Annotated in this window: 18 protein-coding genes; 11 read left to right on the top strand and 7 right to left on the bottom strand. The window is 70.0% G+C overall.

Annotation, left to right across the window (positions count from 1 at the left end; all coding sequences use genetic code 11):
• Positions 1-213: 213 nt before the first annotated feature.
• The 3 genes from OG905_RS15780 to hutH all read left to right on the top strand — a co-directional run bounded on the left by OG905_RS15780 (position 214) and on the right by hutH (position 3887).
• A complete protein-coding gene (locus OG905_RS15780) occupies positions 214-1008 on the top strand; it encodes an enoyl-CoA hydratase/isomerase family protein (protein WP_328670133.1) in 795 nt (264 codons plus the stop codon).
• Positions 1009-1081: 73 nt separating this feature from the next.
• Entirely contained in the window at positions 1082-2245 is a 1164-nt protein-coding gene (locus OG905_RS15775) for a diguanylate cyclase domain-containing protein (RefSeq protein ID WP_443043950.1), read from the top strand.
• A gap of 100 nt (positions 2246-2345) precedes the next feature.
• Positions 2346-3887 carry a histidine ammonia-lyase gene (gene hutH, locus OG905_RS15770; protein WP_328682369.1) on the top strand — a complete coding sequence of 514 codons (1542 nt, stop codon included), beginning with the start codon at positions 2346-2348 and terminating at the stop codon, positions 3885-3887.
• A gap of 51 nt (positions 3888-3938) precedes the next feature.
• On the opposite strand, the gene OG905_RS15765 is transcribed toward hutH, so the two are convergent.
• Positions 3939-4211, bottom strand: a complete 273-nt coding sequence (locus OG905_RS15765; RefSeq protein WP_328670132.1) for a hypothetical protein — start codon at positions 4209-4211, stop codon at positions 3939-3941.
• 107 nt (positions 4212-4318) lie between these two features.
• Between OG905_RS15765 and OG905_RS15760 the strand changes: the two genes are divergently transcribed.
• The 4 genes from OG905_RS15760 to OG905_RS15745 all read left to right on the top strand — a co-directional run bounded on the left by OG905_RS15760 (position 4319) and on the right by OG905_RS15745 (position 7702).
• Positions 4319-4681: a hypothetical protein gene (locus OG905_RS15760; protein WP_328670130.1), complete on the top strand. Its 363-nt coding sequence runs from the start codon at positions 4319-4321 to the stop codon at positions 4679-4681.
• 202 nt (positions 4682-4883) lie between these two features.
• The gene (locus tag OG905_RS15755) at positions 4884-6146 is read left to right on the top strand and encodes a L,D-transpeptidase (protein ID WP_328670128.1); all 1263 of its coding nucleotides are present in this window, start codon (positions 4884-4886) and stop codon (positions 6144-6146) included.
• A 70-nt stretch (positions 6147-6216) separates the two neighbouring features.
• Positions 6217-7206, top strand: coding sequence for a GNAT family N-acetyltransferase (locus tag OG905_RS15750; RefSeq protein WP_328670126.1), 990 nt, complete (start codon positions 6217-6219; stop codon positions 7204-7206).
• 136 nt (positions 7207-7342) lie between these two features.
• Positions 7343-7702, top strand: a complete 360-nt coding sequence (locus OG905_RS15745) for a DUF1330 domain-containing protein (protein ID WP_328670123.1) — start codon at positions 7343-7345, stop codon at positions 7700-7702.
• Positions 7703-7711: 9 nt separating this feature from the next.
• On the opposite strand, the gene OG905_RS15740 is transcribed toward OG905_RS15745, so the two are convergent.
• Positions 7712-9277, bottom strand: coding sequence for a glycosyltransferase family 87 protein (locus OG905_RS15740; protein WP_328682367.1), 1566 nt, complete (start codon positions 9275-9277; stop codon positions 7712-7714).
• A gap of 100 nt (positions 9278-9377) precedes the next feature.
• On the bottom strand, positions 9378-9662 hold the full coding sequence (locus OG905_RS15735) for a hypothetical protein (protein ID WP_328670122.1): 285 nt from the start codon (positions 9660-9662) through the stop codon (positions 9378-9380).
• 466 nt (positions 9663-10128) lie between these two features.
• Here OG905_RS15735 and OG905_RS15730 point away from each other — a divergent pair, with 466 nt between their 5' ends.
• Entirely contained in the window at positions 10129-10566 is a 438-nt protein-coding gene (locus tag OG905_RS15730; RefSeq protein WP_328670120.1) for a PaaI family thioesterase, read from the top strand.
• Between the two features lie 440 nt (positions 10567-11006).
• Positions 11007-11168 (top strand): hypothetical protein, encoded by a 162-nt coding sequence (locus OG905_RS15725; RefSeq protein ID WP_328670118.1) that lies wholly within the window; start codon positions 11007-11009, stop codon positions 11166-11168.
• Between the two features lie 405 nt (positions 11169-11573).
• On the opposite strand, the gene OG905_RS15720 is transcribed toward OG905_RS15725, so the two are convergent.
• Positions 11574-12128 (bottom strand): hypothetical protein, encoded by a 555-nt coding sequence (locus OG905_RS15720; RefSeq protein ID WP_328670116.1) that lies wholly within the window; start codon positions 12126-12128, stop codon positions 11574-11576.
• A gap of 90 nt (positions 12129-12218) precedes the next feature.
• On the opposite strand from OG905_RS15720, the gene OG905_RS15715 reads away from it, so the two are divergent.
• On the top strand, positions 12219-12731 hold the full coding sequence (locus tag OG905_RS15715; protein ID WP_328670114.1) for a PadR family transcriptional regulator: 513 nt from the start codon (positions 12219-12221) through the stop codon (positions 12729-12731).
• Between the two features lie 259 nt (positions 12732-12990).
• Here OG905_RS15715 and OG905_RS15710 read toward each other — a convergent pair whose 3' ends face one another.
• Positions 12991-13296, bottom strand: coding sequence for a hypothetical protein (locus OG905_RS15710; RefSeq protein ID WP_328670112.1), 306 nt, complete (start codon positions 13294-13296; stop codon positions 12991-12993).
• Between the two features lie 719 nt (positions 13297-14015).
• Here OG905_RS15710 and OG905_RS15705 point away from each other — a divergent pair.
• Positions 14016-14789 carry a polysaccharide deacetylase family protein gene (locus OG905_RS15705; RefSeq protein WP_328670110.1) on the top strand — a complete coding sequence of 258 codons (774 nt, stop codon included), beginning with the start codon at positions 14016-14018 and terminating at the stop codon, positions 14787-14789.
• A 420-nt stretch (positions 14790-15209) separates the two neighbouring features.
• On the opposite strand, the gene OG905_RS15700 is transcribed toward OG905_RS15705, so the two are convergent.
• Both OG905_RS15700 and msrA read right to left on the bottom strand, forming a co-directional pair.
• Positions 15210-15548 (bottom strand): hypothetical protein, encoded by a 339-nt coding sequence (locus OG905_RS15700; RefSeq protein WP_328670108.1) that lies wholly within the window; start codon positions 15546-15548, stop codon positions 15210-15212.
• Positions 15541-16206: a peptide-methionine (S)-S-oxide reductase MsrA gene (msrA, locus tag OG905_RS15695; protein ID WP_328670106.1), complete on the bottom strand. Its 666-nt coding sequence runs from the start codon at positions 16204-16206 to the stop codon at positions 15541-15543. Before msrA ends, OG905_RS15700 begins: the two co-directional genes overlap by 8 nt.
• Positions 16207-16226: the final 20 nt, after the last annotated feature.

The raw sequence follows: 16226 nt of genomic DNA, 5'->3' as shown, positions 1-16226 counted from the left end.
CCACGGGGCTGAGGTGTGCGGCCGAGCCGCACATTTCAGCCCGTCCGGCGTTTGAGGACACGCGAAGCGCGTACGGAGTTCGGGGCGGAGCCCCCCACGCGGCGGAGCCGCAAAATGTCACAGCGGGAAGGGGCGGGCAGGGGACAGGCCCGCCGCAGGCGCCCCGTCCCCCCTATGATCCGGTTAACCATCGTTCACCGGGAGGGTGCCCTCATGTCCGAGTCCGAGCAGCGCTTCGGGGAATTCGTCGTCGTCCGCAGGCACGAGCACGTCGCCGAGCTCGTACTCGACCGGCCCAAGGCCATGAACGCCGTCTCCACCGAGATGGCCCGCTCCATCGCCGCAGCCTGCGACGCCCTCGGTGCCGACCGGGACGTACGGGTCACCGTGCTCAGCTCCACCCATGATCGGGCCTTCTGTGTCGGCGCCGATCTGAAGGAGCGGAACTCCTTCTCCGACGCCGAGTTGGTGCGGCAGCGGCCGACCGCGCGGGCCGCCTACACCGGGGTGCTCGAGCTGCCCATGCCCACCGTCGCCGCCGTGCACGGATTCGCGCTCGGCGGCGGGTTCGAGCTGGCGCTGGCCTGCGATCTGATCGTCGCCGACGGCACCGCCGTCGTGGGGCTGCCCGAGGTGTCCGTCGGTGTCATCCCCGGCGGCGGCGGGACGCAGCTGCTCCCGCGCCGCGTCGGGGCCGCGCGGGCCGCCGAGCTGGTCTATACGGCACGCCGCGTGGAGGCCGCGGAGGCCCGGGAGTTGGGGCTCGTCGACCAGCTCGTGGACGATGCCAGGACCGGCGCGCTGGAGCTCGCCGCCAGGATCGCCGCGAACTCTCCCGTCGGGCTGCGCGCCGCCAAGCGCGCGATGAGGCTCGGGCAGGGTCTCGATCTGCGGGCCGGTCTCGAGGTCGAGGACGCGGCCTGGCGCTCGGTGGCCTTCTCCGGGGACCGGGCCGAGGGCGTTGCCGCCTTCAACGAGAAGCGGAAGCCGCAGTGGCCCGGCGAGTGACCCGCGGCAGGGCTCGCAGGGCCCGGGTTACGTCAACTGATCAAATCGGGCAAACCAGCCCTAAGCTGGGATAATGGCTGAGGATCGGCGGCTGCGAGCCGTAGTGGCGCTGGCGCAGGCAATGGCTTGTGCGCGCACCCCGCGCGAGTCCTGGCGCGCGGCGGCGCTCGGCGCGTGCGATGCGCTCTGCGGCTCCTTCGCGGCGCTGTCCGTGTGGGAGCGCGAGCTCGGACGCCTCAAGGTGCTCGTGAACGCCGGCGAACGCGCCGCCGGGGAGGAGGAGTTCCCCGAGTCCGAGACGTATCCGGTCAACCGCTTCCCGGAGATCACGGAGTTTCTGCACGAACAATGGGCCGGCGGCGGCGAGCCCGACGCCTGGGTGGAGACCGTGGACGGCCCGGTTTCGGGCGAGATCGGCTACTCCCATCAGCGCGTGGCCGCGCTGCGGAGGCGCGGGCGCGGCTGCTGTGTGGTCGCGCCCATCGTGCTGCACGGGCGGGCATGGGGGGAGCTGTATGTGGCACGCGCGGCGGGCCGGCCGGTCTTCGACCGGGACGACGCGGACTTCGCGACCGTGATCGCCTCCGTGGTGGCGGCCGGGATCGCCCAGACCGAGCGGCTGGAAGAGGTCCGCAAGCTGGCCTTCACGGACCCCCTGACCGGCCTCGCCAACCGCCGCGCCGTCGACATAAGGCTCGACGAGGCGCTGGAGCGCCACCGGGTGGACGGTGCGGTCGTCAGCCTGGTGGTGTGCGACCTCAACGGCCTCAAGCAGGTGAACGACACCCACGGCCACGCCGTCGGCGACCGGCTGCTCGAACGCTTCGGCTCGGTTCTCTCGGTGTGCGGGGCGATGCTCACCGGCGCGCTGGCAGCCCGTCTCGGCGGGGACGAGTTCTGTCTGCTCTCGGTGGGCCCGACGGCGGACGAGGTGGTCCATGCCGCCGACGAACTCTGCGTACGAGCGGGCGAGTTGGAGATGGGTGAGGGTGTCGCCTGCGGGGTCGCGTCCACCGGCGACCCGATCGGGCAGGTGCGCTCGGCCCGCCGTCTGTTCCGGCTCGCGGACGCGGCCCAGTACCGCGCGAAGGCGGCCCGCTCCCCGAAACCCGTGGTCGCGGGCCGCGACGGCACGGTGCTGCGCCTCGCGGACTCCCCGCCCCGCTCCAGGCACGAGCGCCGCACGTTCCGGGCCGCCCGGCCCGAGGACGCCCAGGAACCCTGGAGCGAGCCCTAGGGGGTGGCCGACTGGCGGGCACCCATGAGCGCGTAAGGGGTCAACCCGGCCGCCACTAGTGACAGGTTCCGATTCAATCCGTACGCTGCTGAATATGGATATGCACACAGTCGTGGTGGGGACGTCCGGTACCACCGCCGAAGACGTCATCGCCGTGGCCCGCGAGGGCGCCCGTATCGAGCTCTCCGAGGAGGCCGTCGCCGCCCTCGCCGCCGCCCGCGGAATCGTGGACGCCCTCGCCGCCAAGCCCGAGCCCGTCTACGGGGTCTCGACCGGATTCGGCGCACTCGCCAGCCGGCACATCAGCCCCGAGCTCCGCGCCCAGCTCCAGCGCAACATCGTCCGCTCGCACGCCGCGGGCATGGGCCCGCGTGTCGAGCGCGAGGTCGTCCGCGCGCTGATGTTCCTGCGCCTGAAGACCGTGGCCTCCGGCCACACCGGCGTACGCCCCGAGGTCGCCCAGACCATGGCCGACGTACTGAACGCCGGGATCACGCCCGTCGTCCACGAGTACGGCTCACTCGGCTGCTCCGGCGACCTCGCGCCGCTGTCCCACTGCGCGCTGACCCTCATGGGCGAGGGCGACGCCGAGGGCCCCGACGGCACCGTCAGGCCCGCGGGCGAGCTGCTCGCCGAGCACGGCATCGCGCCCGTCGTGCTCCGCGAGAAGGAGGGCCTCGCCCTTCTCAACGGCACCGACGGCATGCTCGGCATGCTGGTCATGGCCCTCGCCGACCTCCAGCGCCTCTACACCACCGCCGACATCACCGCCGCGCTGTCGCTGGAGGCGCTGCTCGGCACCGACAAGGTCCTCGCCCCCGAGCTGCACGCCATCCGCCCCCACCCGGGCCAGGGCGTCGCCGCGGCGAACATGAGCGCCGTACTCAAGGGCTCCGGGCTCGTCGGCCACTTCCAGGAGGAAGAGGCCCCGCGCGTCCAGGACGCGTACTCGGTGCGCTGCGCCCCGCAGGTCGCGGGCGCCGGACGGGACACCCTCGCCCACGCCCGTCTGGTCGCCGACCGCGAGCTCGCCTCGGCCGTCGACAACCCGGTCGTCCTGCCCGACGGCCGCGTGGAGTCCAACGGCAACTTCCACGGCGCTCCCGTGGCGTACGTCCTGGACTTCCTGGCCATCGTCGCCGCGGATCTCGGATCGATCGCGGAGCGGCGTACCGACCGGCTGCTCGACAAGAACCGCTCGCACGGCCTGCCGCCGTTCCTCGCCGACGACGCCGGTGTGGACTCGGGCCTGATGATCGCCCAGTACACCCAGGCCGCCCTGGTCAGCGAGATGAAGCGGCTCGCCGTACCGGCCTCCGCCGACTCGATCCCGTCGTCGGCGATGCAGGAGGACCACGTCTCGATGGGCTGGTCCGCCGCGCGCAAGCTGCGTACGGCCGTCGGCAACCTGAACCGGATCCTCGCGGTGGAGCTCTATGCCGCGACCCGCGCCATCGAGCTGCGGCGCCATCTGACCCCCGCGCCCGCCTCGCAGGCCGCGATCGGTGCGCTGCGCGCCGCGGGCGTCGAGGGCCCGGGCCCGGACCGTTTCCTCGCGCCCGACCTGGAGGCGGCGGACGCGTTCGTACGGGACGGAAAGCTCATCGCGGCCGTCGAGCCCGTGACCGGGACGCTGGCCTGACCCGGCGGCATTTCGCCGGTCGGCCCGCATGCCGGGCCGACCGGCCCCGGTTCAGGCGGGGAACCCTCCGCGGCGGTGCACCGAGTACGTCACGAAGCCCACGCCTATGCCCAGGAACGCCGTGCCACCGATCAGATACGGCGTGGTGTCCACCGTGCCCGTGTCGGCGAGAGCCAGCCCTTGCGCCGACGCCTGCGCGCCGGTCTGCTGTCTCTGCACCGCTTCCGTCTCGGCCGTGGCATTCGCCGAGGGGACGAACCACAGCGCACACAGCAGAGTCCCTGCGGCAGTGGCGGTAAGAAGCGGTCGACGTACGACGGACACGGCTCGATCCCCCTTGAGGCATCCAAGAATTGGCCGGGTGCGCTGATGCTAGTGAAAGCAGCGGGTCGTGGGAAAGCCGGGTGACCGGGCGCTCTACCCTCCGTCGTATGACCTCTTCTGAGACATCACGTTTTGTGCGGCTGCGGGTGGAATTGGTGCTGGAGATCGCCGAGCCCGAGGCGCTGACCGGCGCGGCGCTCGAGCGCATCGCGGCCGACGAGTTCATGCCGGACGAGGAGCGTGCGCACGCACGCTCGGCGGTGCGCGAGGACGAGGCCGAGGCCATCGCGTATCTCGTGGACCCCTTCGACCTGGTCAGCGAGGTTCCGGGGGTCGATCTCGCGCAGGCCTCCTGGAGCAGTGAGCAGATCGAGTACGACCCCGATGCAAAGGAGTGGGACCTCGACGAGGAAGATGGGGACTACGACGAGGACGAGAGCGACGAGAGCCCTGACGGCGCGCGGCCGTAACCTCCGCGGCCGGCCGATGGAAGGGCCCGGATCGCCAGGCCGGTGAACCTGAGCCCGGCCGTTTTCGTGCCGTACTGCAACCGGCGGGGCCACCGCTGCGTCGGTGAGAGTCGGTGAGTGGCGTATCCCACATCCCCGCCGGATGTGGAACCGGGTGGCCCGGAATGAGTGTTTCAGCAGTTGGTCAGGGGAATCGGCGACGATGGAGAAGCGTGTGATGACGGACAGCAAGCGGCGCAGGGCCCTCATGGCCGCGTCCGCGGTGCTCGGCGGCGTGCTGGTCATATCCGGCTGCAGCGGCGACGGGGACAAGGGCGGCGCCGACGGCTCGAAGAAATCGCAGGCTCAGGTCGACGAGGCCGCTGCGAAGGACGCTTCGAAGGCCCGAATAGTCATCTCGCCCAAGAACGGCGCGACCAACGCGAGCATCAACAACGCCGCCAAGGTCACCGTCAGCGACGGCACCCTCACCCAGGTCACGATGGCCACCGCCGACGGCAAGAGCGTCAAGGGCACGCTGGCCCCCGACGGCAAGAGCTGGAAGCCGGACGAGCAGCTCGACCGCTCCACCACGTACAAGATCACCGCCTCGGCCAAGGACGCAGCCGGCCTGGAGGCCCACGAGAACTCCTCCTTCACCACGGTCTCGCCCGACAACAGCTTCATCGGCAACTTCACGCCCGAGGAAGGTTCCACCGTCGGCGTCGGTATGCCGGTGTCCATCACCTTCAACAAGGCGATCACCGACAAGAAGGCCGTCCAGTCCGGGATCACCGTGACGTCGAGCAGCGGCCAGGAGGTCGTCGGCCACTGGTTCAGCGGGCAGCGTCTCGACTTCCGCCCCGACCAGTACTGGCAGGAGGGCTCGACCGTCACCCTCAAGCTGAAGCTGGACGGCATCGAGGGCGCGGACGGCGTCTTCGGTGTCCAGCAGAAGACGGTCACCTTCAAGATCGGCCGCAACCAGGTCTCGACCGTCGACGCCTCGGCGAAGACGATGACGGTCACCCAGGACGGCAAGACGATCAAGACGATCCCGATCTCCGCCGGTGCCCCCGACAACCCGACCTACAACGGTCAGATGGTGATCTCCGAGAAGTTCAAGGAGACCCGGATGGACGGCTCGACGGTCGGCTTCAAGAAGAAGGACGGCAAGGGCGAGTACGACATCAAGGACGTCCCGCACGCGATGCGGCTGTCCACGTCGGGCACGTTCATCCACGGCAACTACTGGGGCGCCGACTCGATCTTCGGCAGCGCCAACACCAGCCACGGCTGTGTCGGCCTGAACGACGTCAAGGGCGCGGGCGACCCGAACCAGCCCGCCGCCTGGCTGTTCAACAACTCGATCGTCGGCGACGTCGTCATCGTGAAGAACTCCGAGGACAAGACCATCTCGCCCGACAACGGCCTCAACGGCTGGAACATGAGCTGGAGCGCGTGGAAGGCCGGCTCCGCCGTCTGACCCATGACGCGTACGAAGGCGCGTCGAAATTGACCTGCGCGCGCTCGGGCCGGCCCGTACCGTCCCGGCTATGACGATCACCCCTCTCGCCGTCCCGCCGCCCGCGACCGCCGTCGACGCCTGGCACGACGTGGTCACAGCGGCCCACCGCCACGACCTTCCGGCCGCGGCGCCCGCGCCCGGGCGGGTCGAGACAGAGGGGAAGCTCAGCCTGTCATCGGTGCACGGGCGTACCGTCCGTCTCGCGGCGACGGCGCCGGACGGTGCGTACGACGGCGTGGCATCGCTGCTGCTGTTCACCGACGAGGGCAACCGGCACACCGCCTTCCTCGACGTGCTCGCCGTCCACCCGCGGGCCAGACGCCGCGGCGTCGGCGCCGCGCTCTGGGAGGCCGTGCGCGCCGAACTCACCGCCGACGGGCGCACATCGGTCTCCACGATGCTCGAACTCGGCGGCGGGGGCGAGAAGTTCGCGACCGGGCTCGGCTTCGAGAATGTGCTGCCGCTGGGGTGGTACGTACAGAATGTGCGCGACGCGCTCGAAGCACACCTGCGGCCGCCGGAGCTCCCCGAGGGCTATGCGTACGCCCAGTGGCCGGGCGTCGTGCCCGACACCCACGCGGACGCGTTCGCCGCGGCGCACAACGCCATGGAGGACGCCCCGAGCGGCGACATGGACGAGCAGGTGACCCCGTGGGACGCCGACAGGGTGCGGGCAGCCGCGCAGGTGATCCTGGACCGCGGCGGGGTGATCCTGTCCTCGGCGGTGCTCCACGCGGCGAGCGGTGGCAGTGTCGCCGCGTACACCGAACTGGTGCTGCGCGACCCGTCGGACGTGCGCGCCATCCAGTACGACACGGTGGTCACCCCGGACCACCGGGGCCGCGGGCTCGGCCGTGCGGTCAAGCGGCACATGCTGGGGGCGGTGAGCCTCGCGCAGCCCGGCGTACGGGAGATCGCGACGAGCGTCGCCGACGACAACGGGCCGATGCTGGCGGTCAACGAGCAACTCGGCTACCGGCGCGAGCGGACGGCCGCGGTCTTCCAGGCCAAGCTCTGACCCGGTCCGGCCGCATCGGATCCGGTGCGGCCGGACCAGAGGGCTCCCGCTGATTACCTCAGGCGTAATCGACGCTGTTGCAGGTCCCCCGGCAGGATCGAAGACATCCGACACCTGCACGCACCTGGAGGACATCGTGAACGCCTACGCCGTCGGTCATCTGCTTCCCTCCGCCCACCTCGACGACGAGATCTTCGTCTACATGGAGCGGATCCAGTCCACGCTCGACCCCTTCGGCGGTCGCTTCCTCGTCCACGGCGCGAGCGTCGAAGTCCGCGAGGGCGAGTGGCCGGGCGCGCTCGTCATCATCGGCTTCCCGGGGATGGACGAGGCGCGCGGCTGGTACGAATCCGAGGCGTATCAGGAGCTTGTGCCGCTGCGCACCCGGCACATGGCGGGCGACGTGCTGCTGGTCGAAGGCGTGGCTCCCGGGTACGACGCGTCGGTCACCGCGGACCGCCTCAGGCGGGAGCAGGAGCAGGCTGCGGTGAGCTGACCACCGCGTTCAGCAGTCCGAGTCGGCCGAGCGCGACAGGCGGTAGAGCGAGTCCAGCCGGTACTCACCGGCCCTTGGCACCGTAAGCCGCGTCCACTCGCCCTCCTGCCGCAGGCACGCCCCCCGCGCCCGCAGCCACGGCGAGTACGCCACCCGCACCGTCACCGACCCGGCCGCCGGCATCCGTACCACCAGCTCCGCGTCGTCGCCGCGCACCACCGTCGCCGGGGAGGACACGAGCGGAACCGCGTCCCGCACCCGGTAGACCGACCAGCCCTCGTCCTGCCACACCCGCTCCAGCCAGCCCGGCCCGCTCGTGACGATCGCCGCCTCGGCCTCCGCGGGCCCGTCGGGACGCCCGTGGTGCAGCACCACGAGGCCGACCGCCCACCTGTCGAGCCACTGGCGGTACGTCGCCGGGGTCAGCGACCCGTCGTAGAACAGCCGCCCGCGCTCCACGTCGAGCTGGCGGTTCCAGCCGCGCGCCATATTGATGTGCGGGGCGAGGAGGGACGCCTCGCGGTGATTGCGGGCGGGGACGACCTCGACCCGGGTGCGGCCGGCGCCGAGCCTCTGCAATTCGCGTACGACACCGTCGGTGTGCGCCGCCCACGCGGGCACGTCGTTGGAGACCACCAGGTCGTCGTTGGTCTTGTCGATCAGCCAGTACGTGTTGAGGGCGAGGGCGGCCGCGAGGACGGCGCGCAGGAACCTGCCGAGCCCTGCGGTGAGCACGGCGGCAAGCAGCACCGGCGGTCCGACGAGACCGACGAGACGCTCGACGTTCGTGCCGATCGGCGAGGCGATGAGGTAGGTCAGGACGACGCCGAGGCCGTACACGGCGGCCCCGTACCGCACCACCCGCCACTCACGCCCGCGCGGCGCGGCGACGGCGACCGCGGCCGACGCGGCCAGCGGCATCCACAGCTTGCCGGTCGCCATGGGCTGCTCGCCCTGGAAGGGGAAGAGCAGCGTCACCACGCCCACCACGACGAACGGCGGCAGCACGAGCGCGGCGGCCTTGCGCCACTGCCGGTCCAGCAGATACGCCGCCCCCGCCACCACCAGGAACAGCCCCGCGACGGGACTGGCCATGGCCGCCAGCGCCGTGCACAGCGCCGCGACCGCGGTCCTGCGTACGTACAGCAGCGCGAGCAGCCCGATCGCGACGCCCAGCGCGAAGGTCGTACGACCGGAGGCGACGTTGCACCAGAGCGCCACCGCCCCGAGAACGGCGGGCCAGACCGGCCGCGGCACTCCGCTGCGTACGAACAGACGGGCAAGCACCCAGGTCCCGGCAAGGCCGGCGGCCACGGACACGGGGCGTACGCCGAAGACGGCCATCAGCGGGGGAGCGAGGAGGCTGTAGTTGGCGGTGTGGGTGCCGCCGTACCAGGAGAGGGTGTACGCGGAGGCGGGATGCCGCTCCATGAAGCCGGCCCAGGCGAACTGCGCGGCCAGATCGCCACCGCCGGTGGCGAGCCAGAACGCCCACAGGGCGTAGAGCGGCACGACGACGGCGATCGCGACGACCGGAACGCGTGCGACGACCGGAACACGTGCGACAACCGGCAGGCGCGCGACGAGCGGGACGCGCCACCAGGGTGATGCGTCCCGCTCGCCTGCGTCACTCCGGACGCTCTCCGCCTGTTCACTGATCCCCACGGCGCAAACCCTAATGGCGGGGAGCCGGCGCCCGCCCGTCGCCGAGCCGTACGAAGGCGCGGGCGGGTATCGCCCACCCCCGCCCGTCCTGCGCGAGGACCAGCCGCCCGTTGCCCCAGGTGCCGCGCACCGCGATGTCCTCGTCCTTGAGATGGCTGCGGGTGGTGAAGGAGATACGGGCTGCTCGGCATGTGCGGCATCCTCCGGGTCGGTTGCGGTCCGCAGACCGGGCGTACGTCCGCAGGCGGAGCTGCGGGTGTGCTGGGATGTCCGTCCGGTCAGTGACGTGGATCAATGGCTCGATGGTTTCGTCTCCGGCGAAGCTCCGGTAGGAGGAGTGGCCGCCGACGACAGAAGGAGTTGGGGCAGTGAGCGGACACATCAGCTGGTCGGCGAGCGGACATCGGGAACGGGCAGAGGAACTTGCGGGTGGCCGGGACGAGTTCGTAGAGGGCGCCCGTCGGATGCTGTCCGAAGGGCAGGGGCGGCCGCTCGACGAGCGTGTGGGGAACAACGCGATTTCTGACCAGCACCGCTAACCCTGCCCGCGCCTCGCCGGAGGGGCGATCCCATCCGGGACACGGGATGCCCGAAGAGGCCGGTCTGAGCAACGCTTCTTGGAGCCCACCGTCATTCAGGTTCCGGCTGCACACCCAGCGGTCGACCGAGGTGCCGTCGATCCGGCCCAGACTCGAAACGTCATGCAGGCGCGAGGGAGCCGCCTCCCGAGGCTGTCAGTGGCGGCCTGTTCAATGTGGCTCATGGAGATGGATACGCAAAGGCGTGGGTTGTTCTGGGACGTGCAGGCAGGGCGGGTCCCACCGCCACCTGCAGCGGTGCTTCTCGGCTGGGAGCTGGTCGACGTGGATCCGGAGCAGGGGACTATCGAGGTTGCCTTTCAGGCGGGCGATCAATTCGCGAACCCTGTCGGTGTGATCCAGGGCGGGTTCTTGGCCGCGATGCTCGATGACACTCTGGGTCCGGCGCTGGTCGCGACGTTGCCGGAGAACCAGTTCGCGCCGACGCTCGATCTTCATGTTCAGTTCCTCCGCCCCGCCCGCCCCGGACGGCTTACGGGGCGGGGACGGATTGTGCAGCGCGGCAAGGACGTGTGCTTTCTCGCCGGTGAGCTCATCGGCCCTGACGACAGGCCGGTTGCTGTGGCGACCGCGACCGCGCGAATCCAGACCATTCGTTAATGGTCGTAGGCGATCACTGACCGCATCCAGCCTGTCGGCCCCCGTTGGATCGCCCGCCTGTATCCGAGCCGGTACGGGTGCTCGACGGACGCGCAGGGAACCAGCCCTCAGGCCGAACCGCTGACGCCGGGCGCCACGAAGCGCCGGTGGAGCGGCGTGAATTGGGTCTCGGGCTGCCCTGCGATGCCGCGGCTCCGGCAGACCTACATCAGCGGCCAACCCCAACGGCGGCACACGTGCCCGCCACGTGCCCGTCTGACGGGCGCGCAGCGGGGACTGGCGGGGAACGTCGGCGAATCCCGCACGAACGCCCAGGTCAGCGTTTCGCCAGCTCGGCGCCCCCCCCCGCATACGCGATCTTCCAAACTGGGGCCGGTCATCCGCGCAACCGCCACCAGGGGTAGCCTTCCCGTCCGTTCGAAGGCACCTGGAGGCTCCCTGTGCAGACCACCGTTTTCCTGCTGCGGGACGCGCTGGGTCTGGGTGGCGGTCTGGTTGGCTCCTGGGAGCTGACCCGCCAGGCTTCGGGGCCGGGCTGGAGGAAGCCGCGGGTCTTCTCTGCGATGGCGGCTTTGATTCTTGCCGCGCTGCTCGCCATCTAGAGATGGCCAGTCGGCGGGCTCTTCTTCAAGGGCCCTGTCGGGCGTGACTCGCCTGGGCAGCGGACCACAACACGTGGCTGACGGGGTCAAGCACAGCGGCTCTCGCTGACATCAGTGCCTGACACCAACAGCAGCGAACACCGGCGGTTATGGCCGATCATCCACGACCACCGAGGCCGGAGAGCCGGCTGCATCCCGGGTCGCAACTGGGATGCTGGACCGACCTGATACGGATGGGGCCACAGGTTCAAGTCCTGCGGCCGGCCAGGTGCCCTCAGCCTGACGGAAGAAGGCCTCTGGCTTGACTCGGTCATTGAGACTCCGCCGACCTCACAGGCCTCCAAGTCCTTGACACCATGGGCCCGCCTACGAGTTGATCGCCGGGCCGGGCCCGGTGCACGGAGATCATCGGACACTGGCCTTGGCCTGGACGTGAACGATGTAGCGGACGGTGAACATCATCGGGATCACGAAACCGGCGACCTGGATGAGCGTGGCGAGGGTCGAGTGGGCGTTCCCTTCGTGCGCCACGAAGGCGAGCACGACAGCAGTCAGGGCAAAGGCCGCGGTCCAGACGGCGGTGATGATGACGTTGGTCCGGATGAACGGCTTGAGCCCCCAGACCTCGCGCGGGGTGGTGCGCTTGGCGATGCCCGACGTGAAGGGCTTGCCGATGGCCAGCGAGACCCCGGCGATGACCGCCAGTGTGCCCGACGAAAGCGCCGCCGAGTAGTCGTGCACGCCCGAGTCCGGGTTGGCGAAAGCGATGACGGCCAGCGCGGTGAAAAAGACCGCGGAGCCGAGCTCGATGATCAGCGCGTCGAATCCGGCACCCGCCCGTACCTGCTGGACGATCACCGCTACCGCGACCACCAGGGCTGCCAGCGCCGCCCACTGCCAGTTCCCCGAGGGCAGCACGGCGAAGACGATCCACGGGAGGAAGGTGCGCAGGTAGGACATGAGGTCTCCGCTTCAGTGTTTCCGTTCCGACATGTCAAAACTAGAAGGTCTAATATAGACATGTCAATAGTGGAATGTAGACTGTGGAACATGAGCCTCCGACACGCACTGCTCGGGCTCCTCTCCGAGCGCCCCGCCAGCGGCTATGACCTGCTGAAACTGTTCGAGACGTCGCTGGCCACCGCCTGGCCGGCAACCCAGAGCCAGATCTACACCGAGCTGACCAAGCTGGCGGACACAGGGCTGATCATGGTGACAGCCGAGGGGCCGCGAGGCCGCAAGGAGTATGCCCTCACCGACGAGGGACTGGCCGAGCTGCGGCACTGGCTGACCGAGACCAAGCCTCAGCGGAACACCCGCAGCGACATTCTCCTGCGGGTGTTCTTTCTCGGGGTGCTGACGCCCGAGCAGGCGTGCGGCTACCTCACCGAGCTCATCGAGCTGTCCGATCAGGGGTACCAGAGTCTGCGCCGACTGGAGAAGTCCGTCGACTGGGATGACGACAATATTTCGGTCTACGGCCGGATCGCCCTGGAGTACGGCCTGCGGTTCAACGCCATGCGCCGCGAGTGGGCCGAGTGGGCGGCCAGTCAGATCACCTGACGGCTGGTGGACCGACGGGAGCGCTGCGGGAACCGGACTTCCCGCCGGGGACTGCACCCACGGCGGGGCACCACGGGCCAAGCCGATCAGCCGCGAGCAGGCACTCGCAGCCCTGATCACCCACCCGCCCGCAACCTCGCCCATCGAGTGCACTGGTCCTACTGGCGCCGCCGACACCAAGCACGAGCCCGCGCCGGCCACTGCCGGTGGTGGGCCGTCCAGCAGCCATGAAGATCACGACCCGTGCCCCGGGAGGCAGCTATGCAGGAAGGTCCTGGCCGATCGCCCGCAGGACATCGGCAAGCCACACAAGGTGGTTGGCCGTCGCACGATCCTGGTCGGCGCGCAGGTCTCGCAAATGCTGCCAGGACTCCGACAGCTGCCCGATCGTCAGGTCGTCCGGCTCCGTGTAGACGTCGTACAGCTCATCCGGAGGGACGGACCAGAAGTAGTCCTTGTCCAAGATGACGGCATCGCCGGCGGTCACGGCTTCCACATGACGCAGCAGCACGTCAAACGACTCTCGCAGCTCGGCGATGGACACGACCAAGGGTTCACCACTCACACGCCCCATCATGACGCCGAGACAAGATCGCGATCTACCAGCTGGAGTACTAGGCGCGAAGGCGATTGACGCCGGTTGGTATCCCCATCGCCTAGCACTCGTACAGCAGCGGAGCACCGCAACCACAACAACCGCTTCCGGCCGCTGCCGCCTCTCCGGGACCCTGTAGCAGCCGTTATGGCCGTCGTTGACCGATGTGGCTAGAGCTACGGATCAGATGTTCCCCGTGCCACGACCGCGCCAGATCGGGCGGGGAGCCACGGGGAACTGCGGTCGTTGACAGTGCGCGCAGCCTGCGTCCGTCGGAGTCGACGTGGCGCAGGTCAGGCCCCGAGCCGCCATGGCAGCCGGAGGTTGGACCTATGCCAGCCTCGCAGCGAAGGCAGAGGTCGACCCCAAGTCCATTGAGCGCTGCGGTCGAGGGTGAGTGTCGCGTTCATTGGCCTTCCGCCAGGCGCTGGACTGTCCACCACTGCGGCACTTCGTCGTCGGGGATGTCCGGGGAGGCTGAGTGGAACGACAGCCCGCAGAGTGGCCGCCGCCCTGGGACAGGGCCAACTGGCCCGGTTCTGGCCGCTGCCGGCCGAGTTGTCCGCGAACTCCCCCGAGATTGTCCGTGAACGGTAACGGACGCATCCCGTGGCCGCCGCCCCTCGTCCTGCCGGGTGGTCGCAATGTGACCGAGGATCGGCGAGGGACTGCGCGAAAGCGGGGCGGACATGGCACGGCACGGCGGCGGGCGGGGCTGGTACGGCAAGCTGGTGGGGGCGGCGCTCGGGGTGACGGTGCTCACCACCGGTGCCTCGGTGTGGACCGCGCAGGCCGGTGCGGTGGGCGGCTCGTCGCCCAAGGCGGCCGCGTCGGCGACACCGGGCAGTGACGTCAAGCAGGTCGCGGTGACCATCGCGCACGCCTCGGACAAGGGGACTCGCGGCGTCAACATCACCATCGACGACGGCCCCGACCCTGTGTGGACCCCTCAAGTGCTGGACGTGCTGCGGGAGTACGGGGTGAAGGCCACGTTCTGCATGGTGGGGATGCAGGCGCAAGCCCACCCGGACCTCGTGAAGAAGGTCGTCGCGGCCGGGCACCGGCTGTGCAACCACTCGTTGTCGCACGACACCACCATGGACAAGAAGCCCCAGGCCTACCAGTCGCAGCAGATACGCGACGCCGAACGCATGATCACCGAGGCGTCCGGAGGAGTACGGCCGATGTACTACCGGGCGCCCGGCGGGGCCTTCACCCCTCACAGCCGCAAGCTCGCCGCTTCCCGGGGGATGCGCCCGCTGGGCTGGAACGTGGACACCAAGGACTTCGAACGACCGGGCACGGACGCCATCGTCGCCACCGTCGAGCGGGAGCTGCCCAATGGGCCGACGCTCCTCTTCCACGACGCGGGCGGCGACCGTTCCCAGACCGTCGAGGCCCTGCGCCGGATCCTCCCCTGGCTCAAGGAGCAGGGCTACTCCTGCGGCTTCCCGGTGCGTTGAGCGGCCCTGGTCGGTCCCGGCGTTCGAGGTCCCGGCCCCGGCGCGAGCGCCACCCCCAGCCCGGGCTGGTCAGCTCAGCGGCGTCGGGCCCACAGCGTGCCCTACAGGGCGCACGACCACGGTCAGTGGCAGCCGAAGCGCCAGTCCCACGGGAGGCATGGGCACTGGCGGCAATGGAAGAAGTGGACGCCACCGCAGTCGCCCAACTGAATGTCGCCGGTGATGGTCAGAAGGTGCTCCATGCGGTGTCCGCTCTCGCAGTCCGGCCAGTCGGCAGGCTGCGTCCAGGCGGGCCAGCCGCCGACCTTCCTTCGTCCCGATGATGTCGGAGTCGGATGGCCACCTGGAGCCGCCCGTCGGCAACCGGGGTAACTGCTCTCGCTTGACCAGGGTGGGGGTTCTCGCCGCGCTGTCGGCTGCTCAGCGCGCGACGAAGCGAGGCTGCGGCCATGCGGTGATCGGCTCGCTGGACGCCGAGTAGATCTCCAAGAGCGAGAGATAGCCGTCCCTCGTGAACGCCATGACCCCGGCGTCCTCGGGCTCGACGTACCAGGCATCCGCAGCCGGATTGCCGTGCGTCGGAGCCGGCGGCACTGCGGCTCGATCCACCGCCAAATCGACCGTCACGCAGCCGCAACCGCACCTGTCCGCCACCTGCGTATGCGGAATCTGAGCGCGAAGCGCGCTGCTGACCTGATCTGAGCCGGTCAGCAGCGCCTTCAACGTCGCCGTCGCCTGCTGCGAGAGTGGCTCAGCCATCTGCCTTGGCCACGCCGATCGGGCAGGAGACCCCGGTCCCGCCGGTCCCGCAGTAGCCCGCCGGGTTCTTGTCCAAGTACTGCTGGTGATATGCCTCGGCCGGGTAGAACGGGCGGCCCTCCTCCGGCAGCAGTTCCGTCGTGATCGTGCCGTACCCCGAGCCCGTCAGGACTCGCTGGTACGCCTCGCGCGACGCCGCCGCCGTCTCGGCCTGAGCTGCCGAGTGGGTGTAGATCGCCGAGCGGTACTGCGTGCCCCTGTCATTGCCCTGGCGGAAGCCCTGCGTCGGGTCGTGGGACTCCCAGAACAGCTTCAGCAGCGACTCGTACGAGACGACCTTCGGGTCGAAGACGACGCGCACCGCCTCGGTGTGGCCCGTCAGGCCCGAGCAGGTCTCGTCGTAGGTGGGGTTCGGGGTGTGGCCGCCCTGGTAGCCGACCAGCGTCGTCCAGACGCCCTCCGTCTGCCAGAACTTGCGCTCCGCGCCCCAGAAACAGCCCAGGCCGAAGTCCGCGATCTCAAGGCCCTCGGGGTACGGGCCGAGCAGCGGGTTGCCCAGGACCGTGTGGCGGGCGGGGACGGAGAATTCGGGCTCCGGGCGGCCGCGGAGGGCCTGGTCGGGGGTGGGGAGCTCGGGGGTGCGGCGGGACAGGAACATGCGGGCTCTCCTTGAGGTGG

Source organism: Streptomyces sp. NBC_00322 (genome assembly GCF_036147535.1).
Taxonomy (GTDB): Bacteria; Actinomycetota; Actinomycetes; order Streptomycetales; family Streptomycetaceae; genus Streptomyces.
Note: the sequence above shows the minus strand (reverse complement) of the source record. Positions and strands in the feature narration are given on the sequence as shown.